This window comes from Arthrobacter sp. StoSoilB13 (genome assembly GCF_019977255.1).
Classification (GTDB): Bacteria; Actinomycetota; Actinomycetes; order Actinomycetales; family Micrococcaceae; genus Arthrobacter.
In genome coordinates, this window is the sequence record NZ_AP024647.1 from 358562 (window position 1) to 383876 (window position 25315).

At 58.8% G+C, this 25315-nt stretch carries 23 protein-coding genes and 3 pseudogenes; 16 read left to right on the plus strand and 10 right to left on the minus strand.

Translation table 11 applies throughout. The features are described 5' to 3' along the window. Nucleotides 1-25: 25 nt before the first annotated feature. The gene (locus tag LDP01_RS01790) at nt 26-1474 is read right to left on the minus strand and encodes an aldehyde dehydrogenase family protein (RefSeq protein ID WP_224089842.1); all 1449 of its coding nucleotides are present in this window, start codon (nt 1472-1474) and stop codon (nt 26-28) included. Nucleotides 1475-1826: 352 nt separating this feature from the next. On the opposite strand from LDP01_RS01790, the gene LDP01_RS01795 reads away from it, so the two are divergent. The 14 genes and pseudogenes from LDP01_RS01795 to LDP01_RS01845 all read left to right on the plus strand — a co-directional run bounded on the left by LDP01_RS01795 (nt 1827) and on the right by LDP01_RS01845 (nt 15168). Then, nucleotides 1827-3146 carry a GMC family oxidoreductase N-terminal domain-containing protein gene (locus LDP01_RS01795; protein WP_263433733.1) on the plus strand — a complete coding sequence of 440 codons (1320 nt, stop codon included), beginning with the start codon at nt 1827-1829 and terminating at the stop codon, nt 3144-3146. Continuing rightward, a complete protein-coding gene (locus LDP01_RS23280; RefSeq protein WP_263433734.1) occupies nt 3143-3511 on the plus strand; it encodes a GMC oxidoreductase in 369 nt (122 codons plus the stop codon). The genes LDP01_RS01795 and LDP01_RS23280 overlap by 4 nt, the downstream gene beginning before the upstream one ends. Before the next feature lie 942 nt (nt 3512-4453). Next, the gene (locus tag LDP01_RS01800; protein WP_346658888.1) at nt 4454-5530 is read left to right on the plus strand and encodes an MFS transporter; all 1077 of its coding nucleotides are present in this window, start codon (nt 4454-4456) and stop codon (nt 5528-5530) included. Between the two features lie 149 nt (nt 5531-5679). Beyond that, nucleotides 5680-6090 carry a CBS domain-containing protein gene (locus LDP01_RS01805; RefSeq protein WP_224089844.1) on the plus strand — a complete coding sequence of 137 codons (411 nt, stop codon included), beginning with the start codon at nt 5680-5682 and terminating at the stop codon, nt 6088-6090. Nucleotides 6091-6380: 290 nt separating this feature from the next. Continuing rightward, nucleotides 6381-7805 (plus strand): carboxylesterase/lipase family protein, encoded by a 1425-nt coding sequence (locus tag LDP01_RS01810; protein WP_346658889.1) that lies wholly within the window; start codon nt 6381-6383, stop codon nt 7803-7805. 63 nt (nt 7806-7868) lie between these two features. Beyond that, nucleotides 7869-8045: a hypothetical protein gene (locus tag LDP01_RS23585; protein WP_346658890.1), complete on the plus strand. Its 177-nt coding sequence runs from the start codon at nt 7869-7871 to the stop codon at nt 8043-8045. Between the two features lie 320 nt (nt 8046-8365). Continuing rightward, nucleotides 8366-9967 carry an ABC transporter substrate-binding protein gene (locus tag LDP01_RS01815; protein ID WP_224089845.1) on the plus strand — a complete coding sequence of 534 codons (1602 nt, stop codon included), beginning with the start codon at nt 8366-8368 and terminating at the stop codon, nt 9965-9967. Nucleotides 9968-10022: 55 nt separating this feature from the next. Further along, nucleotides 10023-11030 (plus strand): ABC transporter permease, encoded by a 1008-nt coding sequence (locus LDP01_RS01820; protein WP_224089846.1) that lies wholly within the window; start codon nt 10023-10025, stop codon nt 11028-11030. Nucleotides 11031-11368: 338 nt separating this feature from the next. Beyond that, nucleotides 11369-11542 (plus strand): annotated as a pseudogene (locus LDP01_RS23870) (ABC transporter permease); the annotation flags it as partial. A gap of 40 nt (nt 11543-11582) precedes the next feature. Further along, nucleotides 11583-11924 carry an ABC transporter permease subunit gene (locus tag LDP01_RS23285; protein WP_263433737.1) on the plus strand — a complete coding sequence of 114 codons (342 nt, stop codon included), beginning with the start codon at nt 11583-11585 and terminating at the stop codon, nt 11922-11924. After that, nucleotides 11921-12910, plus strand: coding sequence for an ABC transporter ATP-binding protein (locus LDP01_RS01830; protein WP_263433738.1), 990 nt, complete (start codon nt 11921-11923; stop codon nt 12908-12910). The genes LDP01_RS23285 and LDP01_RS01830 overlap by 4 nt, the downstream gene beginning before the upstream one ends. Further along, nucleotides 12840-13751, plus strand: coding sequence for an ABC transporter ATP-binding protein (locus tag LDP01_RS01835; RefSeq protein WP_263433739.1), 912 nt, complete (start codon nt 12840-12842; stop codon nt 13749-13751). Before LDP01_RS01830 ends, LDP01_RS01835 begins: the two co-directional genes overlap by 71 nt. Nucleotides 13752-14252: 501 nt before the next feature. Continuing rightward, nucleotides 14253-14432, plus strand: coding sequence for a hypothetical protein (locus LDP01_RS01840; RefSeq protein WP_224089847.1), 180 nt, complete (start codon nt 14253-14255; stop codon nt 14430-14432). Between the two features lie 10 nt (nt 14433-14442). Then, nucleotides 14443-15168: a PDC sensor domain-containing protein gene (locus tag LDP01_RS01845; protein ID WP_224089848.1), complete on the plus strand. Its 726-nt coding sequence runs from the start codon at nt 14443-14445 to the stop codon at nt 15166-15168. A gap of 1129 nt (nt 15169-16297) precedes the next feature. Here the strand turns inward: LDP01_RS01845 and LDP01_RS01850 are convergent. From LDP01_RS01850 to LDP01_RS01870, 5 genes and pseudogenes are all read right to left on the minus strand, one after another. Continuing rightward, nucleotides 16298-16660 (minus strand): EutQ-related cupin domain-containing protein, encoded by a 363-nt coding sequence (locus LDP01_RS01850; RefSeq protein ID WP_224089849.1) that lies wholly within the window; start codon nt 16658-16660, stop codon nt 16298-16300. Between the two features lie 114 nt (nt 16661-16774). Next, a complete protein-coding gene (locus LDP01_RS01855) occupies nt 16775-17176 on the minus strand; it encodes an acyl-CoA thioesterase (protein ID WP_224090975.1) in 402 nt (133 codons plus the stop codon). Further along, nucleotides 17176-17361 carry a hypothetical protein gene (locus tag LDP01_RS01860; RefSeq protein ID WP_224091204.1) on the minus strand — a complete coding sequence of 62 codons (186 nt, stop codon included), beginning with the start codon at nt 17359-17361 and terminating at the stop codon, nt 17176-17178. The genes LDP01_RS01855 and LDP01_RS01860 overlap by 1 nt, the downstream gene beginning before the upstream one ends. Before the next feature lie 52 nt (nt 17362-17413). Further along, nucleotides 17414-18082: pseudogene (locus tag LDP01_RS23875) on the minus strand (nitrilase-related carbon-nitrogen hydrolase); the annotation flags it as partial. A 297-nt stretch (nt 18083-18379) separates the two neighbouring features. Further along, complete coding sequence (locus LDP01_RS01870; RefSeq protein WP_224089851.1) at nt 18380-19618, minus strand: NAD(P)/FAD-dependent oxidoreductase; 1239 nt, start codon at nt 19616-19618, stop codon at nt 18380-18382. A gap of 899 nt (nt 19619-20517) precedes the next feature. On the opposite strand from LDP01_RS01870, the gene LDP01_RS01875 reads away from it, so the two are divergent. Continuing rightward, a complete protein-coding gene (locus LDP01_RS01875) occupies nt 20518-21645 on the plus strand; it encodes a PucR family transcriptional regulator (protein WP_224089852.1) in 1128 nt (375 codons plus the stop codon). Between the two features lie 591 nt (nt 21646-22236). On the opposite strand, the gene LDP01_RS01880 is transcribed toward LDP01_RS01875, so the two are convergent. Next, nucleotides 22237-22437, minus strand: a complete 201-nt coding sequence (locus tag LDP01_RS01880) for a hypothetical protein (protein WP_224089853.1) — start codon at nt 22435-22437, stop codon at nt 22237-22239. 99 nt (nt 22438-22536) lie between these two features. Between LDP01_RS01880 and LDP01_RS23880 the strand changes: the two are divergent. Further along, nucleotides 22537-23003: pseudogene (locus LDP01_RS23880) on the plus strand (IS1634 family transposase); the annotation flags it as partial. Nucleotides 23004-23172: 169 nt separating this feature from the next. On the opposite strand, the gene LDP01_RS01895 reads toward LDP01_RS23880, so the two are convergent. The 3 genes from LDP01_RS01895 to LDP01_RS01905 form a co-directional block, all read right to left on the minus strand. After that, entirely contained in the window at nt 23173-23820 is a 648-nt protein-coding gene (locus tag LDP01_RS01895; protein ID WP_224090977.1) for an adenylate kinase, read from the minus strand. 5 nt (nt 23821-23825) lie between these two features. Then, nucleotides 23826-24641 (minus strand): polysaccharide deacetylase family protein, encoded by an 816-nt coding sequence (locus LDP01_RS01900; protein ID WP_224089856.1) that lies wholly within the window; start codon nt 24639-24641, stop codon nt 23826-23828. Nucleotides 24642-24817: 176 nt separating this feature from the next. Then, on the minus strand, nt 24818-25303 hold the full coding sequence (locus LDP01_RS01905; RefSeq protein ID WP_224089857.1) for a MaoC/PaaZ C-terminal domain-containing protein: 486 nt from the start codon (nt 25301-25303) through the stop codon (nt 24818-24820). Between the last annotated feature and the right edge of the window lie 12 nt (nt 25304-25315).

Here is a 25315-nt window from a genome sequence, read left to right on the forward strand (position 1 = left end):
CTGTCATCTCTTAGTCGTCCAGCTTCTAAAGGTCGAGCCCAGGCTTGACCATGACGTGCTTCAGCTGGGAGTACTCATCCAGACCGTGCAACGATAGCTCGCGGCCGTAGCCCGACTCGCCGTATCCGCCGAATGGCATCTCCGAAACATTGGGAGTGTGCTGGTTGACCCAGACTGTGCCGAAGCGCAGTTCTTTGCTAAAGCGCAGAGTGCGCGCAAGATTGGTCGTCCACACGCTGGCCGACAGGCCGTAATTGACGTCGTTCGCGAGCTGCAGCATCTCATCGTCGCTTTTTGCCGACTGGATACTCACTACCGGGCCGAACACTTCGCTCTGAACGATCTCGTCCGTCTGCTTAACGTCGGTGATCACAGTCGGTTCGATAAACCAGCCCGGACGATCTGCCTGTCGTCCGCCCTGCCTGATCGTGTTGCCGGCTTCCCGAGCGCGTTCGATGAACCCAAGGACGGACTTTAGTTGCCTTTCTGAAATCACCGGCCCCAGTGTCGTGGCAGGATCGGAGGGGTCGCCGAGGACGAGCTCGCTGACTTCTTGGCAGTATGCCTCGACGAATTCCTCGTAGACAGACTCTTCAACGATAATGCGGCAAGCAGCCGTGCAATCCTGGCCAGCGCCCGAATACCCGAAAGCCACGAGGTCCCTGGCCGTCTGGCGAATCGGGCTATCCGCGAACACCAGCACCGGTGCCTTGCCGCCGAGCTCGAGGCCCACCTTCTTGACGGTCTCTGCAGCAGTTGCTGCCACAAACTTGCCGGTGGAGGTTGCGCCAGTGAATGCGATCTTTCGAATTCCGGGGTGTTTGGCCATCGCGGTGCCTGCGGATCCGCTACCCAGGATGAGGTTGATAACGCCTTCAGGAAGGAAGCGGTTGGCGATCTCCACAAGCTTGAGGGTACTGAGGGGTGTAACAGTCGCCGGCTTGAGCAGCATTGTGTTGCCGGCTGCGAGGGCTGGCGCGATCTTCCAAGCTCCCATCAGGAGAGGATAGTTCCAGGGCGTGATGAGCCCGACGACACCGAGCGGCTCCCGCCGAACCCATGAAGTGCTTTCGTTGTCGTACTCATCGACGGCGGGCGCCGTAGAGATCCGGGCAGCACCCGCGAAGAATCGAAGAACATCCACGACAGTCGGCACCACGAAGTCGCGCACATCTCCGATCGGAAGGCCCACGTTCAGGCTCTCGATCCGCGCGAACTCGTCGATTTCCTGCTCGACGGCGTCAGCGATCTTAAGCAGCGCGGCCGCGCGCTCAGCTGGGGACGTGCTTCCCCACGTCTTGAACGCCTCCGAGGCTCGCTGCACGGCAGCATCGACGTCGGAATCAGACGCTATGGGAAATCTGGCGATCACTTCGCCAGTCGCCGGGTTGAATACCTTCGAAGCGTCTTCACCTTTCTCATCAGCGAGGTACGTTTCCGCAAACGCCATAAAGTCCATGCTTTCCAGGGTCATTGTCGAGTTGCTCCTCAGTGGTCGTGGTCGTCGTCCAAGGTTGGGTCACTGTCACGCTCAATCATCGCTTGCCGCGGTGGACGCCGCCTCGTAGATTTTCTGAAACGAACACAGAAAAGTGAGCCCTGGCACAACTGAGAACGATGCGAGGGCATCTGGATCGGCTTTCCGGGTCGCCCCGTTTGGGAATATGGAGATCTCATGATCTGTCATCGGTCACAAGATGCCGTCCGTTACTTCGTAATCTTCCCTAGCCCCTCGCTCGGGCACTTGCGGAAGGATGTTGGCAAGGCATGGATTTCAGTCGAGCGAGGCCGTTCGAACAACGCCATCTACCAAGTGAGGACAAACAATGAAGCTTGACGCTTATGACTACATCATTGTTGGGGGAGGTTCCGCAGGTTGCGTCCTCGCGAACCGTTTGAGCGAAGATCCACAAAACCGAGTATTGGTCCTTGAAGCCGGTCACAGATACTCCTCACTTGATGTCCCCGTGCGAGTGCCTGCAGCATTCCTCTTCCTCATGGGCCACCCTTTCTACGACTGGCGTACCAAGTCGGAGCCGGAGACAGGGCTTAAGGGTCGTCGAATCGACCACTATCACGGCAGAGTCATGGGTGGAAGCAGCTCGATTAACGGGATGTTTTATCAGCGCGCCAATCCACTCGTTTATGAGCGCTGGGCCCAAGAGACCGGAACCGAAGAATGGGATTACGCTCACGTTCTTCCGTATTTTAAGCGGATCGAGACGTTCAAGGGCTCGGATCCCACCGGTGAGTACCGTGGTCAATCTGGACCTATTCCAGTTAATCAGCACCATCACAACGGATCGCGCAACCCGTTGTTCGATGCGCTCTTCTCAGCGGCCGAGCAATCGGGCTACGAACTCGTCAATAACGTCAACGGCTACCGCCAGGAGGGCTTCTCCTCGTTCGATTCAAACATCGAGAACGGCGAACGCTACAACGCTGCGCGCACCTATTTTGCCCCGGTGAAGAAGCGGAAAAACCTCGACGTCATCACAGGCGCTCGAGCAACACGGGTGGTCTTCGAGGGGACACGCGCAGTCGGCGTCGAGTTTGCCACCCGGTTCCGGAAGCGGACCATCGCCAGAGGCGCTGAAGTCATCCTGAGCGGCGGTGCGTACAACTCGCCGCAGCTGCTGCAGCTGTCGGGCGTCGGTAACGCCGCCGAGCTAAGGGAGCATGGCATCGACGTCATCGCCGATCTGCCTGGTGTCGGCGAGAACCTGCAGGATCACCTTGAAGCGTTCATCATGTTCGAGTGCAAACAGCCCGTCTCCAACCAGAGCATCGTCAAAAAGCACACCTATCCGATGACAGGTCTCAAGTGGTTGTTCAATAAGACAGGGCCGGGTGCGTCGAATCACTTCGAAGGCGGCGGGTTCGTCCGCTCGTTCGATGACGCCCCCATGCCGAACCTGATGCTCACCATGCTCACGCTTGGGGTGCGGAACGACGGCACCCCTGCCGAGACTCCTCACGCGTATCAAATCAACCTCGGTCCGCAGCAGCCACAGTCGAAGGGGCACATTAAGTTGCGGAACAGCGATCCGTTCGAGCAGCCCGTTGCGACGTTCAATTATCTGTCCACCGAACGTGATCGCCAGGAATGGATTGACGGTGTTCGCACTACCCGGGGCCCCTTATGAATCAGCCCGCTTTCGCAGCATTCAACGGCGGTGAGCTTTCGCCTGGCCCCGAAGTTCAGACGGACGAGGAGATCCTCGACTGGGTCTCCAAGGATGCCGAGACGACATACCACCCGTGCGGGACCTGCAAGATGGGGAACGATGACCAGTCAGTCGTTGACCCCCACAGCTTCCGGGTGCACGGAGTTGAGGGCCTTCGAGTTGTCGATGCGTCGGTGATGCCGTCTATCCCAAATGCGAACCTCTATGCGCCAGTCATGATGATCGCCGAGAAGGCAGCCGACGTCATCCTCAACAAGGATCCGCTCCCCGCTGAGCACGTCGACTTTTACCGGCATGCTGCGGCCGAGGGTCTCAGCCTCTAGCACGAGGATTCGACCAGCTCGCGGGCATGGGACCGTCCGCAGCAGTCTGCCTCTTCTTCAAGTCAGTTCGACGGCGCGGTGCGGCTTCGCGTGGAAGCCGCAGCCCGCCGTCGTGCCTGTTTCGACTTGGATCCGAATCGCCGTGCTTGGCTGATGTCATGTGGCGACTGAACACGAACGAACAGTCATCCGAACGCTCTTGGTGCATTGGCCGATGTTCCAGATGTATTGCCGGCGTAATCAAAAGCCGTACCCACCGAACTTGAGGTGTCCTCGCGACGCCCACAGTGGCGGTTCCGAGATGACCGACCAACGTTGATGCGGTGAATCCGACAATGTCGCATGCTTCCCGGGCGATGAACATCGAAAAGATCATGCAACTTTATCAAGTTACTTGTGTATAATTATGCGAATGAGCGACGTTATAACGTGTTCCTCTATCGAGAATCTGAATCCGCTACTTCATACACCTCATACAGAGCGGAGGAAGCCTGTGGGCACAAATGGATCGTTGGACCGTCCTGCCGATTTTCCGTGGACGACCGCTTCCAACTTGGCAGGCATATCGCGCGTCAGCTCAAACGGAATCACGCTTGCCGTACGAGAGCATTCGTTCGATGACTGACTCGCCTGCGCCCTCCCGATTGGTTCCGGCTCTGATTTATGCAGCCCTTTCGACGTCGATCGTGAGTTCGCTCGGCATGTTGCTGGTGCCTGCTATATCTCGCGAGATGGATGTTTCGGTCAGCAACGCGCAGTGGATGCTCACCGTCAACCTGTTGTTTGGAGCGATCTCAACACCAATAATGGGGCGTCTAAGCGATGGCCCCCATAAGAAGCGGCTTCTCCTGGTCTCCTTGACCGTCATCCTTGTTGGCTCCGTGGTGGCGGGCCTTGGCGCCAAACTTTACGGTATTCCTCATCGGTCGAGCCCTTCAAGGATTGACCTATGGAATAGTACCGGTGACGATTGCTCTTGCCCGCCGCTACGCTTCGGCCGACAAAGTGCAGGTTTCTATCTCCAGCCTATCCGTGACGGTGGCTACCGGCCTGGGACTTGGGTACCCCTTGACGGGAGTGATCGCGGGCCTAACGGATTTTCGTGTCGCGTTCTGGTTTGCAGTGCTTTTTGTAGTTTCCGCAATCGTAGTGGTGTTCGTTGCAGTTCCGGCAGGACCTGATACGCAAGCCGCGCGTTTACCGTTCGATTACTGCGGAGCCGCGTTGCTCAGCCTAGGTCTGGGCGGACTACTGCTCAGTGTGAGCGAGGCACCAACGTGGGGGTGGGCATCTCCGTGGACAATGGGCAGCTTTGCTTTGGCCGCTCTCTTTCTGTTCCTTTGGGTCAGGACCGGGCTTCGATTGCGGGACCCCCTGATCAACCTACGAGTATTCCGGCACGGTGAGGTCTTGCTCGCTAATGCCACTGGAACCGGATTAGGCGCCGCACTGTACATCGGCCTCTCAATTTCAAGTCTCGTCGCACAAGCTCCCCTGTCCACCGGGTATGGCATCGCCCTTCCGGTCTTCTGGGCTGGATTCGTGATGCTGCCGCTCTCCGTGGGAAGCTTCGCGGCCAACCGACTGGTCCGCTGGCTCTCACGACGAATAAAGCTAACAACGCTTCTGCCGATTGGTGCCGGCATTATGACCGGGGCTGGAATGTTGCTCTGGTTTGCCCACGATGAACTCTGGGAGATTCTGGCGGGGATGGTCACTTTCGGTGTCGGTATGGGGGCCAGTTACGCCGCAATGCCTGCTCTCATTGCACGAAGCGTGGCTAGGGCGGAATTGGGAAGTTCCGTGAGCTTCAACCAGGTCTTACGATCAGTTGGCGCTTCCTTCGGCACCGCCGTTTCTGGCGCTGTGCTCGCGGCGAATATGGCACCTGACCTCCACGCAACCGGGGACGGAATCCGGGCAACCTTCGCGATCGGTGCGCTGCTCTGCATGGCGGTGTTCATAGCGCTGCTTATCCACGCATTCGTCGGTCGTCGTCGCCATATCGGCCTGGGGTGACCGTTCATTTAAGGGCTTGCTGCACAGGCTGGGATGTGTAGTCTGCGGTGAGGCGGGGAGCACACGCTCGACAACATATGCGGAGGGGAGAAGGTTTGGAACGTCGGCAGGGCACTCGGCCAGCTGCCAGCGGCACAGTCGGGGCGGCGATGGTGAGGTTCCCCAAGACGCTCCCTCGGACCTCGACCGTTGGCGAAGTTCGTTCCCTCTTCGCTGACGGCCACGTGCAGCTGGCCTTAGTGGTCGCGGCAGACGGACAGCTTTTGACCACCATCGAACGCTCTGACATTGCGGCGGAAGCGCCCGACGAAGCGCCGGCAGTCCATTTGGGAAGGCTTGAGGATAGGACAGCCTCGGAGTGGTGGCCCATCAGTCGGACGACCGCGTGGCTCAAGCTCTTAGGACGACGCCGGCTCGCAGTTGTCGACGCCGGCGGGCATCTGAGGGGCCTCCTCTGCCTCAAGCGCAGCGGAACAGGATACTGCTCAGACGCAGGCGTCCTTGCCCGGCAGCGGGAACAGGCCGAAGCGTGCGTTGGAGAGTATCCGAGCTGCACCTGAGTCTGCCGTATATTCTCCACTTTCCACTCTGTCGCTCCTTCTCATATATTCCTCTCAACTCTCGCTGAAGAAATCAAGCCATTTAGCCACGCAGCTCCCGGAGGAATCCCTCTGCCTGGTCGGAACCTTAAGTGGGGCTACGCCCCCCATTGTCGGGATAAGAGCGCAACTCGCTCATGCGTATGTGCCGAGCGAAAGCTTCCTAACGTTCGAATTTTCTCGAAATCTGCCGCATCTGACTCCTATGACCGGGAATCGACCGCGGCCATAGCACAGGAGCCTGAACCAGCATGACGACTGAAAACTACGCGGGAACGGGCAAAAGTAACAGTATCGCCGTGGTGAAACCCCTTGAGTCGGGTTTTGCCGCGGGAACCTCGACAGGCTACCGGATAGTCGAGACGGAACCGGGCAGACTGCGCGGCGGGGTCGCCGATGGGCTGGCCGTGTTCAAGGGCATCCACTATGGTGCATCGACGGCGGGGCCCAATCGCTTCCTGCCGCCTCGGCCGGTCACGCCCTGGGCGGGGGTGCGGGACGCGCTCGAGCTAGGTCCTCAATGTCCCCAGATCAACCCGGACTTCCCTGACTGGGTGGACCCCAGCGTTGAAAACGAGGACTGCCTCGTTCTCAACGTCTGGGCGCCGGACCACGCGACCATGTCCTCGAACCTGCCGGTCTTGGTCTGGTTGCACGGGGGGGCCTTCATCTGGGGTTCGGCGGGCGCGCCGTTCTACGACGGGGGCAGCATGGCGCGCCGGGGTGACGTCATCGCCGTCGGCGTCAACCACCGGCTAAACGCATTCGGATACACGTATCTCGGTGAGTCTGCCGACGAGCGGTTCGCTACCTCGGGAAATGTCGGCCAGCTCGATCTCGTTGCCGCGCTGCAGTGGGTGAGGGAGAACATCTCGTCCTTCGGCGGCGACCCGGACAACGTCACAATCTTCGGCCAGTCCGGAGGAGGAGCCAAGGTGATCGGCCTGATGGCGATGGAGGAGGCCAAAGGCCTCTTCCATAAGGCCATCGTGATGAGCGGCTCCCTGCTCAGTTCCAACACGGCCGAGGATGCCTCAACCGTAACGGCGGGCCTCTACCGGGAACTGGGCATCCGCCACGGCGACCTCCAGGCCCTGCAGGCGGCCCCGGCGAAGGCGATTGCGCAGTATGTGGAGAAGGTGACCGACCCGCCTTTGACCCCGAACGGATTGACGGCCTCCTTGAAATACGGGCCGGTAATCGACGGCAGAATCCTGAGGGGTAACTCTTGGGCAGATGGTGCTCCGGAGTCTGCCCGCCACATCCCGATGATGATCGGTACCGATCTGCACGAGACGGTGGGTTTTGCCGGCTTCGTCCCAGGGGAGCTGGAAATACCGCCCGCCGACGATCTCGAGTTCGCGCGGAGACTGGCGCCGTACGCCATCGTCAGCAACGTCAAGGTTGAGGAGCTCGTCCCCCTGATTGATGAATACCGGCGGGCCATGCCGTCGCTGCCACAGACGGAGCTTTCGCTGCGGATCACGACCGACATCGGCTTTTGGAACAGCGCAGTGCGGCAAAGCTCTGCCAAGGCCGAACAGGCAGGGGCCCAGGTCTTCGCGTATGAATGCCAATGGAGGACTCCGTGTTTCGATGGCAGGTGGTCTCCGCACGGCGTTGAGCTTCCGTTCGTCTTCAACCGTCAGGACTACGGTGTGGCCTGGGACGGCTAGGACTCCAATGAGGCACGCACCGCCGCCGACCCGAATGGAGACCGGTTCAATGTAGGGGACAAGATGTTCGATGCCTGGATGAACTTCGCCAGGACGGGCGACCCCTCAACGGACAGCCTGGCCTGGCCGGCCTACAACACGGCCTCGCGCCCGACTATGGTTTTCGACAAACACACCCGTGTGGTCAATGACCTCCGAGGAGACCTTCGGCCGCACATCACGGCGCTCACGATCTGGTGAAGGCACAGCACACCCGGGTTACCCGCCCCGTCGCCGTCTAAAGCAGCAAAGTGAGGGTGTCGACGTCCTTAACGGCGCTTTGGGGACTCCCTTCGTCGATGGGGGGCTTCCGCACGCCTGGCCTAGAAGGACGCAAACTCTCTGTCCAAACAACTTGACCAAGGTAGTCTGCGGCCGCTCGATGTATCGGGCTTGTGGGATACACCAACGGCGATCTCCCTTTTATGAAAATCAACAATTAACGGTGATCTTTTTCACAGATAAGTTCTTTATCAATCGTCATCGGTCTGTCCGATGCACCGAACATGGAGGTGTACCACATGGATCACAGCAGTCACGAGTCATCCGCAGCCAGGCCCGTCAATGCGTTCAAGCTGGAGGCTTCCCGACGGCAGGTGCTTGCGGTCGGCGGCATCAGCCTCGGCGCACTATTGCTGGCTGCTTGCACCAGCTCGCCTGGCACCGGTTCAGAACAGTCCGGGGGAGTTCCCCAGAAGGGCGGTACGCTGCGCATCGCGATCAGTGATGGTAGCAGTTCGGACACCCTGGATCCTGGTACGGCTCTCACCGGCAATGTATCCACAATCATAAAGGCGATCTATGACCCGCTCGCTGTTACCGACAAGGACTTTGTGGCGCAGCCTGCTCTCGCGACCTCGTGGGATGTAAACGCTGCTGCCACGCAGTGGACGATCCACCTTCGGGACGGCGTCAAGTGGCATGACGGAACTGATTTCACGTCAAAGGACGTCGTTTACACCATCAGCCGCTGGCTCGATCCAAAGTCCGGGAGTTCTATGAACGCATTCATGTCGCCTTATGTCGATATGAATGGGGTCTCGGCACCCGATGCCTCGACTGTAGTGCTCAATCTTAAGAAGCCCAACAGCGTCTTGATGCAGACTATTGGCAACTCCCTAAGTCACATAGTTAAGGAGGGTACTACTGATTTCAGCGGTACCACTGTCGTGGGCACGGGGCCGTTCAAGATCACGGCTTGGAGCCCGGGATCCAGCTGGAAGGTTGCGCGGAACGACGCTTACTGGGGTGGGGCGCCGTACTTGGACGGGGTAGAAGCGACGATTACGCCGGATCAGGGCGCCAAGCTGCAGTCCGCCCTGTCGGGAGCGGCAGATGTCACAGATTTGATTCCAATCTCATTGTGGGCAGGGATTCAAGGCCGCGACGATCTGGTGCTCGAAACGATCAAGAATCAGCGAACCTGGATTTATGCCTTTGATCAGCGCGTCGCGCCGTTCAACGATCCGCGAGTGCTCGATGCCATTAAGCTTGCAACCGACCGCGACAAGATGGTTGAAACCGCGCTGCAGGGCCACGGCTCGGCAGCGGCGGACGTGTTTATTGCCCCTGATTCTTCTTGGAATCCTCCTGGCCTTAAGCCCGAGTACGCCCCCGATAAGGCGAAGTCGTTGCTGGCCGAGGCGGGTTTCCCGAATGGCCTGGATATCAAGTTGAGTGTTACCGATTCGGTGCCTGGGATGTTGGACGCTGCTCAAGCATGGCAGCAGGCCGTCAAGGGTGCAGGGATCAACGTGACATTGGATCAGTACTCGCCGGACACGTACTGGTCCAAGGGGTACATGGTTACTCCTGCTTTCATGTCGTACTGTCCTCAGGTCTTCCCTCCGTCCCGGTTTGATGCCAGCTACCGCTCCACCGCAGCTTGGCCGTACAGCCACTTCTCGGATCCGGCCCTGGACAAGATCGTTGATGAGCTTTACACCACCACGGATCCGAGCCGGCAGATTGAACTGACTCAGAAGGCCTTCCTTCAAGCCAGGAAGACTTTTGGCATTCTGCTTCCTGTGTGGGCGGACGCGGCTTATGCTCGTTCCTCCAAAGTCAACGGCCTGTTCATCACTGTTGACACGGTGGATTTCAGAAAGACGTGGTTGGCCTGAAAGCCGAGGGACGGGCAGACACGATCGATGATTCGCAACTGAGAAGGGTAATGACATGACAAGCGTGGCAGCGGAACCCGTAGCCGACCCGGTGGTGGTTGGCGGCAGGAGTATGTCTCGCGTTTTGGCGTTGAGCCGTCAGCTTCTGATGTCGGTTCTGACGCTCGTGCTGATTTCATTCATAGCGTTCGTAGCAATGAACCGTTCAGGTGAGCAAATCGCGCGCAACGCCCTAGGGATCAACGTCACCGACGAGCAGTTGCAATCGTTCATCACGGTGCAGGGACTGGATCGTCCGTTGCTCGTTCGATACTTCGACTGGCTCGGTCACTACATCCAGGGTGATTGGGGAACAACTCTGATCTCAAAAGTACCGATCAAGCCGCTGGTACTTCCTGCTTTCGCCCACACGGCAGAGCTCGCTTTGGCATCTCTGGCCTGGTCCCTTCCCGTTGCCATCCTACTGGGAGTGTTCATGGCTCGAAAAGGAGGGTTCTTTGACCGAGTTGCATTCGTTGTGATGACAGTGCTGGCCGCGCTCCCGGAGTTTGTCATCGGACTGGGCCTGATGATCCTTTTGGCCGTCCAGGTTCGCTGGCTGCCCGTTGGCTCGTCTGCCGCCGCGGGGGAGGTTACTGCTGCCTGGTTCCTGGCATTCATCCTCCCCGCGTTGACTTTGGGACTGAGTGTCGTGCCTTACGTTTCACGAATAGCACGTGCGTCCGTTTCGGAGGCATTGAACGCACCGTTCACAAGGAACGCCGTTCTGCGGGGGTTGCCCAGGCGACTAGTTGTATGGCAACACGCCACCCGGTCCGCGGCCGTCCCGCTCGTGCACGCCGTTGCACTAGTCATGACGTACCTGCTGGGCGGAGCCATCATCGTTGAGAACGTGTTCGGTTTCCCAGGGCTGGGCCGTCTTTTGATTCAGGCCATCACCCAGGGTGACACCAACTCTGCTCTCTCGATAACCGTGCTACTGGGGGCGGTATTTATCGCACTTAGTTTCATCGCGGATATCTTCGTCACGTATCTCAACCCACGATTGAAGGCAGCCCGATGAGCGTTGATTCCATACCTCAAGCCACAGCTGTTCATCGTCGGCCAGTACGTAAGTTTCGTCCTCTGAGACCCATTACCCACACCTGGTCGGGTCGCTTCGGACTGGTCATTGTCAGCGCCGTCCTGCTCGTGCTCATTCTCGGTCCGGCATTGGCTCCACATGCGTACGATCAGCTTGCTGTCGGGCGCCCGCTGTCGCCGCCCAGCAGCGGTCTGCCGTTCGGAACGGACCACTTGGGGCGGGACGTTTTCAGCAGATTCCTACTGGGCGGCCAGATGGTGTTGCTGATTCCCCTCGCGGCCGTTGCACTGGCGACTATCACCGGGGGCTTGCTGGGGATGGTTGCTGCATATGCCGGGGGAGTGTTCGATAAGGTGGTTGCCCGAGTCTTCGACATTCTCCTGACTCTCCCGCCCCTGCTCATTGCCCTGTCCGTTATAGCTGGGTTCGGCTCGTCGGCGACAGTTCTGTTGATTACGGTGGCTGTTGTGTTCGTACCGCCAATCGGACGAGTCGCCCGGGGTGCCACGCTGGCAGTTGTCACGGCCGATTATGTCCAAGCCGCTCGGGCCCCGCGGCGAGCGTGCTGTTTCCATTGTCGTGCGGGAGATCGCCCCGAACATCGTCGGGCCGCTCGTCTCGGATCTTGCCCTCAGGATCACCTACGGCGTGCTCTTCGTTGCAGCCCTCAATTTCCTTGGCCTCGGAGCTACGCCACCCTCCCCTGACTGGGCCCTATCTATCGCGACCAGCTTGGGCTACGTGCAGGTTCAGCCCTGGGCGGCTCTCGCGCCGGTAGTCGGCATCGCCGCGCTGTCGGTTGGCCTCAACCTGATCGCAGATGCGATCATCTCCTACGTCAACAAAGACACTACGAAGGACTTCATGCTATGAGTACCTCGGTCGCACTGGAAGTGCGAGGCCTCTCAGTGGGGTACGGCCTGCGGAACGGCGTCCTGAAAGAGGTCGTGAGCGACGTCGATTTCGTGCTGGAGCGAGGAAAGATCCTCGGAATGGCGGGCGAATCCGGCTGTGGCAAGAGCACGACGGCGTTGGCGGCGATCGGTTATCGGCCGGGCGCCATGCAAGTGCCCGCCGGCCAGTCAAAGCTGGGCGACATTGATCTTCTGAAGATCCCCCTTGCACAACTTCGACGCATATGGGGGAGCAAGGTAGTTTACATGCCCCAAGCATCGTCGAATGGATTGACTCCGGCCTTGACTATTGGGCGTCAGATGGCCGAGCCCATGAAGATCCACCTCGGGCTAACCGGACAAGCCAACTATGACAGGCAAGTGGAGCTTTTGAAGGAGGTCGGCGTCCCTAATCCGGAGGCCGCGCTTCGACGTTATCCGCATCAGTTCAGTGGTGGTCAGCAACAGCGGATCAACCTGGCGATTGCTATCTCATGCAATCCCGAGGTGTTGATCCTCGACGAACCGACGACTGGGTTGGACGTTACGACCCAAGCAAGGATCGTCAAACTTCTCCGACGCGTAGTGGAGGAGCACCAGACCGCTGCCTTGTTCGTTAGCCATGACCTGCCTCTCCTCGCGGAGGTCTCCGACCGAATCGCGATTATGTATGCGGGCCAAGTCATCGAGTCCGGTCCAGCGGGTGAATTGATGTCACGTCCAGAGCACCCCTACACCAGGGCACTGCTGGCGGCCCGTTCCGGATGCAACCGGCACTCGTGCGTTATCAGGGATCCCCGGGGCACCGCCTCCAGGGGTTGTAGCTGGGGCCTGTCCCTTCGCACCACGCTGCCAGTTCAGTATCAAGAGCTGCTCGGAATCCAACCCCAAGCTGTTGCCGCTGCGGCCAACACACAACGTCCGGTGCCTCCGGGCTGGCAACTACGAAACACTTTCGATAAGTGACCGACCTGGAGTCCTGGGCACAGTCGAGGATTCAACGTCGCTGCTTTCTGTTGATGATGTCTGGTGCGAGTACGGCTCGCGTGGTCATGCGATCCCGGTCGTCAAGGGAGTCACATTCAGCGTCGCCCCAGGTGAGACGCTCGCCTTTGTCGGCGAATCGGGCAGTGGAAAATCAACTCTTCTGCGTGCCATTGCAGGACTGCACCCACGCAGCAGTGGAGAAATTCAGTTTGATGGGGCCACACTGGCCCCAGACGTGGGAAAGAGGTCACGCTCCGCGCGGCGCGACGTGCAAATAGTCTTCCAAAACCCCGACATGTCTCTAAACCCGCGGCACGACGTAATGAGCCTCGTCACCAGGCCACTGCATCTCTTTGCTCCCGAGCTATCCAAGGCCGACCGTGAAGAACGAGCACGTAAAATCCTGGCGGACGTAAATCTTCCCGAATCAATGGTCCATCGATACCCAAGTGAGCTCTCTGGTGGGCAGAAGCAACGCATAGCCATCGCACGGGCATTCGTGACGAATCCACGGCTGATTCTTGCCGACGAAATCACCTCAGCACTTGATGTGTCCGTGCAGGCTGCAATACTCGATCTCCTATCCGGACTGTCTGCTGAGTACGGCACGTCTGTAGTATTCGTCACCCATGACCTCGCGGTAGTACGCGCAATAGCCCATCGCGCGCTCGTTTTGCAGAAGGGCGTTGTCAGGGAGATCGGTCCGGTCACCCAACTGTTCGATTCACCGGCGGACGACTACACGCGTGAACTCGTTGGCGCCATCCCCATGTTCAGGCCACAAACGTATGGAGTCGAACCAACGAGCTCACTTACCTGAAAAGTCGCAAGTACGGCTTCGATCTTGAGGTTGAAGCCGTACTGTGCGAGTTCAACGGATCGTGTTCATCACGGCTCCCCCTTGACGTGAACCCTGCCGTACATGGCCACTTCACTGTCGCCGGAATCGCCGCCGGCGTCGCTGTTATATGCCGAGACCGTGGTAGCCCTTCTCTGACGGGCCGGGTCGTTATCTATCCAATGCTCGACGACAGAGACGCAACCTCCCCGTGCATGGGCTGGACAGCGCTGGTAGGAGACCGCTGTAACCGGACGGCGTTTAAGCTGAACTCGATGTCTGGCCAGGCAGTTGGACGCTTGTGGGTTACAGCGCTAAATGGTGGTGTTGTTACGGCGCTGGTGGGGCCTTTCGGAGGCGGTGCTCTTCCCTCGCACGATCGGATGTAGCCCGGAAGCGTTCTGGAACACTCCTGCAGGACTCGCCGAACTTCGTCACTTGGGGCTTTTGGTATCGCGACGCGGAAAGGGCGGCGGAAGCTTCGTGAGGGCGAACACCGGGGACATCGCCAAGGCCCAGCGGGACAACCTTGCTACGTACTCCCTTGAGGATCTGCGCGACATCCGGGCTTGCAGCCACCTCTGGATCCGTCCTTTTCACCCGCCAGGAGATTGCCACGCAGGCGGAGGTGGCGGCCTTGGTTGTTTGGGTCAGCTCGCCTGACCGTCGGCGTATGGCGGCGTACGAACACACGATGATTGTGGACGCAATACGGGCCGGGGACACCACCCGTGCCAGAGGCCTCGCCGAAGAGCCTGTGCGCCTGGACATGAACCGCCTCATTGACCTGCGGCTGTCCCTGGAATCTCCGCCACCAGACTCACCACCCGGAATCGAAGGCATAGATAGCGCAGTTTCCGCACTCGAATCGTGCGCTGTGAGCCTCCTAGGGACCGCCGCCGAATCGATCCGGACGGTCGAAGAAGCCGCCCATGATGCCATTAGCCGTGCTAAGAGGGCCAGGCTGGATGAATTGAATAACGTCTACTACATGGCGCGTCAGAATCTGAACGCCATGCCGGAACTATACGGGACGGGATTCAGAGCCGATTCATCCTACTTTGGCGAACCCGGCTCCATCTGGTGCTACCTCCCGTCGGGACCGGAATCGGCGCAACGGTACGAATACGAGATGGGCCCGGAGTTCTACGACTACTTGACAACGCCATGGTGGCCTGCTCCGGACCCTGATGACAAAGTCCACGCCACCTACGCCTACATCGACGCACTTGGCGCAAACCAACACGTCGTCACTTCAGCAAACGTGTCACCAGAGCGGGCACAATGGCAGGCGTCGCTGCCGCAGACGTCTTCGTCAGCCAGTTCCAGGCCGAATTCGACCCTTTCCTCCGGCCGTTGCCCCCAAACACATGCATCGTGGACCAGAACGAAGTCGTAATCGCCACAGACACGGCCAGCCTCGTCGGTGGAATCCTTTCTCCAACCCATCAGGCTGAACGAAGAATCGCTCTCCCCTTGGTTCCCTGGGGCCTCTGCTTGAGCGTAGATACCAGCGAGAACGCAGCTGATTCGGCCCGTTGAACCGTCGCCGGCCCCTTTGCCGGCTGTCCGGGAGCGTGACTAGGATACTGGCGCCCGCTTCGATTAAGTAGTGGTGACGGCTTCGAACTGGTTTGATCTTCAGCCGCGACTGATAAGCGGACGAGTCGTTCATCCGTGGATCGAACTGAACAGCAAGTTGTGCGCTTCAGATATGGAGACCCGCCTGATCCGGGGTGCAGTGATTTTCGCAGCGGCCTCTTCGGGACATTAGCGCGTCACGACTCACATCGCAGTCGAGTCCTCGCGTCAGGCTGCTGTGTCCCCGTGCCTGCCGGTCACGCCGAACGTCCTGGGAGGAGGGCTCAGAACAAGGGGCCCGGACCAACTCAAGGTTGCCTGGACCCGGGCCGCGGAGCGTGGGAGGTCAGGTGGGGCCTGTACTGAGGGCGAAGCGCCAGTGCACCTATACCGCGGGAGACGTAGGCTTCCATGGCTCGCGGAGCGGTTCGAACAGAACCACTGCGGACCAGGAGGCTTCACCTGTCAGCAGCTCAGGGAAAATACCACAAGCAGCGACCTTAGACGTCAGGGCGTGGCCCGCGGCCTGACGTCTAAGCGATTGTTACCCGCACCTTGTCTAGGTTGCTTCAGCACGGAGCCTGCCGGTCGCGGACTCACCAGAGCGCTCATGGTCTTGCCAAGTCTCCTCAGCCCGCTAATCCCGGGCGGGTGTATTAGCGTGGGCGGTTCGCCGGGGATCGTTCAAAGAGGGCTGCTCACGGAACACTCGTAACCGTCAGCTGCGTGGAAGAGGCGACGTTCCCCTACCCATGAAGTAACCCAAATAATAGTCCGGTCAAAACTCAGTGCGTCTACCGTTCCGGAGAAACGGTGATTCCCATTTTCGAGAACCACGTTATGCCCTTCTTCGACCAGATCCCAAGGGGTGGTTGACGGTTGCGTCCAAGCCTTTGGAGAACCTCCGAGACCTTCATCATATGTTGCTTCCATAGCTGAGATTCGCCCTAAGCGACTTCGTCACGCCAGTGGACTGGGCTGATGGAAAGCAAGAGGCGTGTACCAGGGGTTGCACTGTACTGAACAGTGGTTCCCTTAGGAAGAACGAGCAATTCGTCGGCGTCACCCGTCAGGGTGTCCTTGTGTTTACCATTGATGATAACCAGCCGGGCCTGTCCCTCGATGACGTAAATCGTTTCCTCATACTGAACGGTCCAAGGGTCGCTGAAACCGCTCTCCTCGAACGTCATAATGTAAGTTCCAAGCTGCTGGAGCTCGCAGCCGGCGGTTCGATGCTCGATTTTTGCCGGACCAAAGTCGTTTACGTTGCTTGGATCAAAAGTGGGTTTGTGGTTCAAAGCGGTTGTCATGGGGGCTCCATATGCTGTGGTTAGTGATTGGATGGCCAGCCAGGCGTACTCCGACGTTTTGCTGGCCGAGCTTGATGGGGAGAGTAGCTGGGACTTGGAGCAAGGTTTGTTGGATCAGCCCTCCAAGGCGCCATCGAGTGCCATCGCGACGGCTTCTGGAAGCGGTCGGGAGCGGGCCTGGGTTGGGTCGACGTTAACGTAAACGAGTTCGACGTTCGCCACCTCCGTTCCACCACGGGCAATCGAAACGTCAATCTTGAAGCTCGAGTTCCCGACGTTTCGGCACTTGACGTCAACGTCGAGAATGTCGTCGAAGTAAGCGGGGGATTTGAAGGAAAGAACTGCGCTGACCACCGAGGGATCCGTCCCCTCAGCGACCAGTTTCGGGTAGGGCCAACCAATACTGCGGAAGAACTCCGTCATAGCGACGTCGGCGACCTCGAGATAGCGGCTGTTGAAGAGAAACCCCTGAGAGTCCACCTCATGGTTCCTCACGCGATGCTGGTACAGCGACATTAGGCGCCCATTTCTGCCTGCAGCTTTGCGTACAGATCCAGCCTCCGCAGTGCCAGGCCGGGTGCTTCGGGCTTTGCACGTGAGGCAACCAACAGGTCGTGGTCCAAATCGGCGACCAGCACTTCTTCGTCGGCTGATGCGGTGATGGCCAGAATCCCGTCGTTGACTCCTACTGTTTTGTCCACGGGCCCCGGCGATTAGGGCCTTACCAACTGCGAACATCGGGGAATCGGTGGGAATGCCGCTTGTACCGAACAGTGGTGACATCACCACGTACAGTTGGTTCTCGATAGCTCGCGCCTGACACCCGGTACGCACCCTGTGGACGCCCCGCCGGTTCCACGTGAGGGAGGGGCAAAGGATCAGGTCGACGCCCTTATGGACCAGATAGCGTGAGAGCTCAGGGAACTGGATGTCCGCGCAGATCAGCAGGCCGACAGTAAACGGCCCAATCTTTGTGACCAGAAGTTCATCGCCGCCGCGGGCGCCGAGAGCATGCTCCTGTGGGGTGAGATGGATTTTGTCTTGGGACTCGATCCGACCATCCGGGTGGGCGATGAACGCTGTATTGCGCAGCGATCCATCCTCGGCGACCCGGTTGTGACTTCCACCAGCAACCACGATGTTGTAATCCCGAGCCATCCTGCGCATGCCCTCAACGAGGTCATCCGTGAACTCCGGCAGGAACTTCCAATAGTCCGAGGTGATTGTGGCGGTCGTCACTTCGTGATCGGCGACTGCTCCGAGGAGCCCCGTGCTTGCGAGCTCCGGGAAAAGCACGAGTTCGGCCTTTTGTTCCGCCGCGCGCTTTACCAGCCGCTCCACATGATCCAGATACTGCTGGAGGGTCCTCTCCGGCCGAAGCTCGAACTGAATGGTGGCTACCTTTAGTGACGCCTTGGTCATAGGAATCTCCTGTCTGAGAAGTCGGCCGTCTCTGGTCGGCGGTTCGTCCTTTATGTTCTTCCCGCGGTTGCGGACGCGTTGGTCGGCAGATCGTAGAAAGAATATTCAGGTGGGGCATGGCATTGTTGTCACAATCCATGCGCCGGTCCGACTCATGCAATAGACGCTAACGGAGCGTCGACGGGCTGAATATTAGGAGGATTCTGAAAGGGTAGTCAATGATTTGGTTCTGAGGCCAAAGGGTCAGGACTACTGAGCCTGCTGCATGGCTTTTGACATGGAAAGAACGCTGGAAAGCTAGTCGGCGGAGATTCTGAGCGCGGACCGGTTCATTTTCAAGGCACCAGCAAAGGTGCTGGTCTCCCCGGCGATGACCTCCGCCATCACTTGGCCGCAGATGGGCGCGCTTGCGATGCCCCATGCGTGGCCGAGATTAATATAGGCGCCGTCAGCCCGATCGACGATGGGCAGATGGTCTGTTGTTTCGCTTCCGAGTCCAGCCCAAAGTCCGGTAACGCCGTATTCCGCAAGGCTTGAGTATCTGTCCAAGGTTGTTGAAACCATTGCGTTTGTAGCATTAATGCTGATGTGGGGATTGAGGGAACCCCGTCCGTCAAGACTATTGCCGATGAATATTGACCCACCGCGGTTTTGGGCGATCGAATCGTCATAGTCGACGAACGAGGACCCTGAACTCCCGCCGGGGCTCGTTCCCGCGCTGGAACTGTTTGGGCGGGCAAAAACCGCGGCGTCATAAGTTGGAAGGTCCGTGAGCGCCCCGCATCCGTACACACCCCGGGGTCCATGCATTATGGCGTTCAAGCGCGTGTCTATGGGCTGAGTCAGCATCTGCCCCACTCTTGCGGTGCTGATTGGGACGTCGATCCCCTCGGCCCGGAGGTTGGTTGACCAGGCGCCCGTTGCCCACACCACGCCCGATGCATGGATCTCGCCCCGGACCGTGCGGACCCCTGTTACGGTTTCGCCATTTCGCAGGGTCGAAAGGACAGACGTATTTTCAAAAGTTCGGATACCTGCCCGCACACAGGCGCTGGCCAGAGCGTTGACGAACTGCACACCATCTATTTGGGCATCATCGGCGCAAAAGACGGCGCCGAGCGCGCTTTCCGGAAGGATGGAGGAGTGCTTCTGAGCCTCTTCCCGGCTGATCATGGTTGCGTCCAAGCCGGCTGCCCGCCGGTTGGAAGCATAATCTTCAAGAACCCGGCCCTGTGCGTCGTTTTCGAAGAAAAAGAGGCCACCTTGATTGCGATAGTCGAACACATCGCCAAGTTCGCTCAAGTAGTCCTGGTACTTTTCCTTGCCGGCTCTAGCGAGGGACAGTTCATCCCCTGTACGCCGCGTCTGCAGCCACAGGGAACCCGCGTTTCGTCCGGAAGCACCGTAGGCAGGAAACCGCTGTTCTACGACGACGACGTCGAATCCCCGCTTGCGCAGCTCCCAAGCGGTGCAAAGCCCCACAATTCCTGCTCCTATGACGACAATGTCACCTGTCGCAAGTGTGTCAGCGCTCATGGCAAGATACCTTCTTCCTCGGGCTGTCCTGTGGCCCTCTTCGTTAGTCTTCCAGATAGACGAATCCGATAGCAGGGAGAGAAGTCCTTGACGCTTGAATTTCCGGAGGTCAAGCCCATGCACATGACCTATACGCCAGATAACGCAAGCAGGCCCCATTTGCCAGCCGTACAGTGTTCGAGTCTCCACCTGTGACGTTAGGAGCCCACCAGCACAGGTGTAATTGTTTCTTGTCCAACGTTCGTGGAATAGCGTTAGAATTCTCACAGGGGGACGGCTAAATTTCTGGTCTAGTCTGGGCGAAAGCGCTAGGCGAGGCCAACCGCCCGTCCCGGTCTCTTCCCGAAAGAGTTCCCTATGATAGTTGATCCGACCTCCTTGCCACTGGGAGCAGTTCTAGCGGACTTGGGTCCTGCCGCGAAACTTGTCGCGGGCGCTGCTTCCCAGCAGTCCAGGCAAGTTCGCGGCGCTGTTGTCTTGCTGAAGCCGGAAGACTTACCGACCGACGTGGATGTGGTCGTGATTTGCCCAGGTGCCGCAAGCTTTAATGACTTGGTCGCTGACCGGCTCGATGGGGCCCCGGACGAGTCATCTTCGTTACGGCGTCAGATTCCTCTCTTTCGGAAGGGATCCAAGTCGTCGGGGAGCAACACGTAGTCATCGCTGTTGATCCAGCTCTGAACGTCGCTAGCGTCGTGATGTCATTTTCTCGATCGATGCAGATGCCGGAGGAATCTGTATCCCGGCGATTGGCCTCCTTGCAGCGGGCGCTCAGTCAATCGATGACCGAAACTGAACCGATACCGGCGCTACTAAGCCGATTGGCGCACGTATGTAATGCCACTGCAGTCCTGATCGATAGATTCGGTAAGACTGTCCATGCCACCGGGCCCACACCCATGTCACTTTTGTTTGAAGAGATCGGCCGCACCGAGGCCGATTCACAGAACGTGGACGTGGACGGATGGAGGGGGGTGGCAGCCAGAATTTCGGCGCCTGACGAGGCTGACTCGCATTTCGGTTGGCTCGTCATCACGGCTCGGCGGACGAATTTTCCGGATAGCCATTCAACCTCCGCGGCTCACGTGGCTGCAACCTTGGTGGAGGCCAGCCAGCGAATGGCCGTGGCAGCCCGACAACAAGAACGAGCCATACGCACTGCCGTGCTTGAGGAGGCGCTGGCATTGCGCCGCGAGCCTCACAATCCGGAATTGGCGGCCCGAATAGCGGCTTTCGGCCTGTCTTTCGCCGACGAGTTGCGGACCATTGTTTTCCGGCCAATTCGGCCTGCGGTTGCATCGCGCTCGTTGCCAGCGGCTGAGGATCTATCGGAAATGTTGGGCAAGGCACTGGAGTCACAGTCCATCGCGTACCTCATGACCGCCAAGGACAAGACAATAACGATAGCGGCGCAGTGCAGTGTTCAGGCGTTCAGGAGAATGATCGTGGCGGAAGGCTCCAAACTCCCAGGCGCTCTCATTGGAATCGGCCGCAGTGTTCATGCGTTAGGCGACATTCTGGACTCCTACCAGGATGCGCAGCTGGCGGTTCGAACCCTTCGCCGTAATTCGCGAGGACCAAAAGTTATGGCCTACGAAGACTTCAACTACGCAACGAGGCTTTTCGCTGATGTCGGGTTCGACAAGATGATTAAATGGGCCCAGGAGTTCCTGAAGCCCTTGGAGGGGCGGGAGCTGCTTGTTGAGGGTCTACAGACCTACTTTGAGCATGCTCAGAACATCAACGCGGCGGCCGATTATCTCGAAATCCACCACAACTCATTGCGCTACCGGATAGCTAAAGCTGAAGAAATCCTGGGCATCAATCTCAGGGAACCGGGTGCCGTCTCGTCCGTCTTCTTAGCACTAACAGCTCTTGAGTTAGGACGGATTCAACAGCCGCGGCCCAAGTCGTCGGGCGATACTGCGCGAAGCCGAAGGCCATCGGACGTTGAAGCAAGCGACGTAGTGCCCTACTCGAGGCCATCCGTCGAAAGGGCCGGCGTAGTTCGTGCTCCCGCGAGGTGAGACGCGGAGCGGGAGATCCTAAGAGCGTGGGCGGAGTTATCCAGAAGTCCGCTTCGTGGCGCTAAACGCTTGCTCTGTAGGAATCGTCGTTGGCCAAACCGAACGGAAGTCTTGGTCTCAGGGAGTGCGGCTGGCTGCAGCTCGATCGGGCGATTTGTGGCTCTTAAGCTGTGTTCCGCGGCCGTAGCGTCTGTTACTTGATTGATTTCATGAAGAAGTAGGCTAGTCCGCGCCGGCAACCACGCTTCGCCTGCGCACTACTGAGCCCTAACAATCCGCTTCCGCAAGATCAAAGCGGGATGTCCAACGTGAGACGTCTACCCTGGTGATGGTTCTGCCGGGATGGGTGTTCGTGGCGGTCTGGCTCGCTGCCACTTCGCTGGTGTCGCTCAGGCACCGACAAGCACTTAAATCTCTATCCACCATCGGCAAACCGTGCGCCAGAGACGACTGGTTTCGTAGCGGTGTTGATCAATACCCAGCATCCGCGCGGGTCCGCTTTTTTTGGCTGGACCAGCGGCCACGAGAAACCGAACGAAGCGGCTTCCTTGGCGGTGGCCTTGCCGGATCCGATGAGCGCGGCCAACACCGCTACACGGAGCCTGCGGCTGTGTGCCGTGCCCGGCGCGGGACCTGCGCTGTCTGCTCGCTGAAGGTCTGGCGGGCACAGGCAATCATCGCAAAAGAATCCTCGCTTTGCCGAGACCGCATCGACCGGACCAGCGACAGGAACGTCACGCAGACGTTGATGCCGGCGGGAACGAGCGTGGCTACTGACCTGACTTGGATCACGGGCCCTGGGTTTTCGATCGGGGATGGCTTTGACCTGCGATGATGTCTGCGAAATGGTGCTTTTTCACGCACTAATCGGTTTTGTTCTAGTGTCGCGGTGTGGTGTTTATCAGGCGGGTGCGAACGGCTTCGGGGGCGACGGCGGTGCAGATCGCCGAGTATGTACGAGGTCGTCAGCGGATCGTGGAGCATGTCGGTTCGGCGCATACGGAACCTGAGCTCGGTGTGCTGCTCGAGCGCGCCCGTGAACTGCTGGAGAATCCTGCCCAGGGTGTCCTTGATCTTGGCGTCGAGCCGACGCTGCCGTGAATGGTCTGGTGGGACCTGCCGGCCAGGGCCTGTACGAGGCGGCGGGCACGGTGACGGCGGCCGGTCGTGCCAGCCCGGGACGGGTGGTCGGCACGGACTCGCGGATCCTGTTCGATGCCTTGGCCGGGGTGTTCACAGCGCTGGGTTTCGGCGGGCTCGGCGACGAGGTGTGCCGTGACTTGGTGGTCGCCCGGGTGGTGGAACCGACATCGCTGCTGGATGCCGGCAGGATCCGGCGGGACCTTGGCCAAAACTCACGCACTAAGCAAATGAGCCAAGTCAGGAGCGTGGCTAAGACGACACCGCAGGTCGATGACCTCAAGGTCGGTGAAGCGGCAGCCGGACAGGTTGAAGTTGGTGGAAACGATCCATCCACTCGGTTCGTTCGAAGAGGCGAGACCTGTAAAGGAGACTAGGACACGAATTCTAGGGGAATGCCGTGCCAACTAGAGCAGCCGACCGCTCGAGTCTGCCATCGTCCGCCACCACAGTGGTCGGCATTGATGACAATCCGAGAGTAAGATCCAAGGCGGTCGAAACTCTGCTGGATACGTCCGAGATACTTCCCAGCCCATCCACCTCCGTCAAGATGCCGCGTTCGCCGTACCGGGACGTAACGGCGGTTGTCTGGTCGAAATACAGTTTCATCCTGCTTCTTATGACTTCCGCAGTGTCGTCCGAGCGGTTTTCGCGTTCAGCTCTCTGGAGTAAGCGCTGGACCAGTTCGTCTGTATCGGCAGTGAGCTGCAGTACGACGTCAAGCTCGCGACACCTGGTTGCAAGGATCTCGTCGAGATAGTCAACCTGACCTAGAGTGCGGGGATATCCATCCAACAGAAATCCGTTGTCCGCGTCGTTTTGTTCCAGGCGCTCACGAACCATCGCGTTCGTCACCGAATCGGGCACAAATTGCCCTGCATCCAGATATGACTTGGCCGATTGGCCCAAGCGTGTTTCATTTTTGACATTTTCGCGGAAGATGTCTCCGGTTGAAATGCTGACGATCCCGAACCTCTTTGCAATGTAGCTTGCTTGCGTACCTTTGCCAGCTCCAGGAGGACCTATGAGAAGCATTCTGATCACGGAAGCATCCTATCTAGCGGATCGAGGTCATTGAGGACGGTTCTGGAAACTGCGGGGGAGGACGCCGCTGCTGGCGCAGTGTCGTCTTGCCAGCAGTTGAAGAGCTCGGAGAGCGTTGGAAACCATACACCTTCAAATGAAGTGACGTGGTCGAGGAACTTTTCGAGCATTACAAGGTTGTGTGCGCGTCCAATGGTCTGCGGGTGTAGCGTCCACGTCATTGCGCCCCCGGCACATCGCTCATAGGCGAAATTGAAACTGTCGATCCAACGAGCCAGAACCGTCTCGTTGCTCTGCATGAGCGCGTTTCCCTTGAAAGACTCGAGTTCGGGGAAATCGTCGAGGAACCAGGACACAGGGAACTCAAGTACGCTGCTCTCCGGGCCGAAGGTGTTGCCTTCTTCTTCGCTAACGCCGACCACCATCCGGGGCCGGTAAGGCTCGAAGTCCCTCCCCATGAGAGACGAATCCCAGTCAAACTCGAATTTCGCAAGGAGATCGAGGGTGTTGTCCGTAACGTCCAATGCAGGAGAGCGGTATCCCCGAGGACGTTTACCCAGGAGCTTTTCGTGCTGGGCTATTTGAAGTTCCAGCAGTCGTTCCTCCTCGGCTCGATCGAGTGAAGGCACATATTCGTGGTAGACACCGTGGGCGCCGACTTCATGGCCGGATTCGACAATTGCATCCACTGAGCTGCGGAATGTTTGCATCGTGTGTGTGGGCACACACCACGTCGTAGTGATTCCGTAGCGACGGAAGACGTCAAGGAGTCGTGGGGCGCCGACTAAGGCGCCGAATTCACCTCGGGACATCAAGGACTGGGACGATGATCGAAAAGTGCCTAGCCATACGCTTTGGGCATCAAAATCGGGGCTTAGAGAAACGGCGAGGCGTTTGCCGTCGGGTAGATGAAGAGGCACTACGAGCAACTTTCTGTTCCAGGCAAGGGGAGCTCGCCGTGACGAATGTTCTTGTTCGAGCGGCCAGCCTAGGCTGGCCGCCGGGAAAGAAGGACGATCCAGTCGCCTTCCTGGCAGATCACGCCGTCCTGGTTCAGAATTTGAACCCGGGTGGTCACAACTCCCCGGTCGGGCTTGCTGGCAGACGGCTTGATGCCAATCACTTCTTCGCGGACACTGATGGTGTCGCCAATACGGATCGGCGCACGGAGGTTCCAGTTGTCAATTCCTAGAAAGGCGATTGCTGAGCCGTTCTTCCATCCCAGTGCCATTTCCAGCCCAAAGGCAATTGAAAGTGCGCCGGGACCATGGAAGAGCCGGGTGCCAAATTCTGTCGTTTTGGCGTACTCCTCGTTGGTGTGCAGCGGGTGCATGTCTCCGGACCATGTGGCGAACGTTACGACATCGAACTCTGTGACGGTCCGTCCTGCCGAGTTCCACTGCTGTCCAAGTTCCAACTCGTCCAGGTAGCGCACGGCTGACTCATTGGTCGTGCCGAGTAGATGAGTAGTCAATGTTTCTTTCAC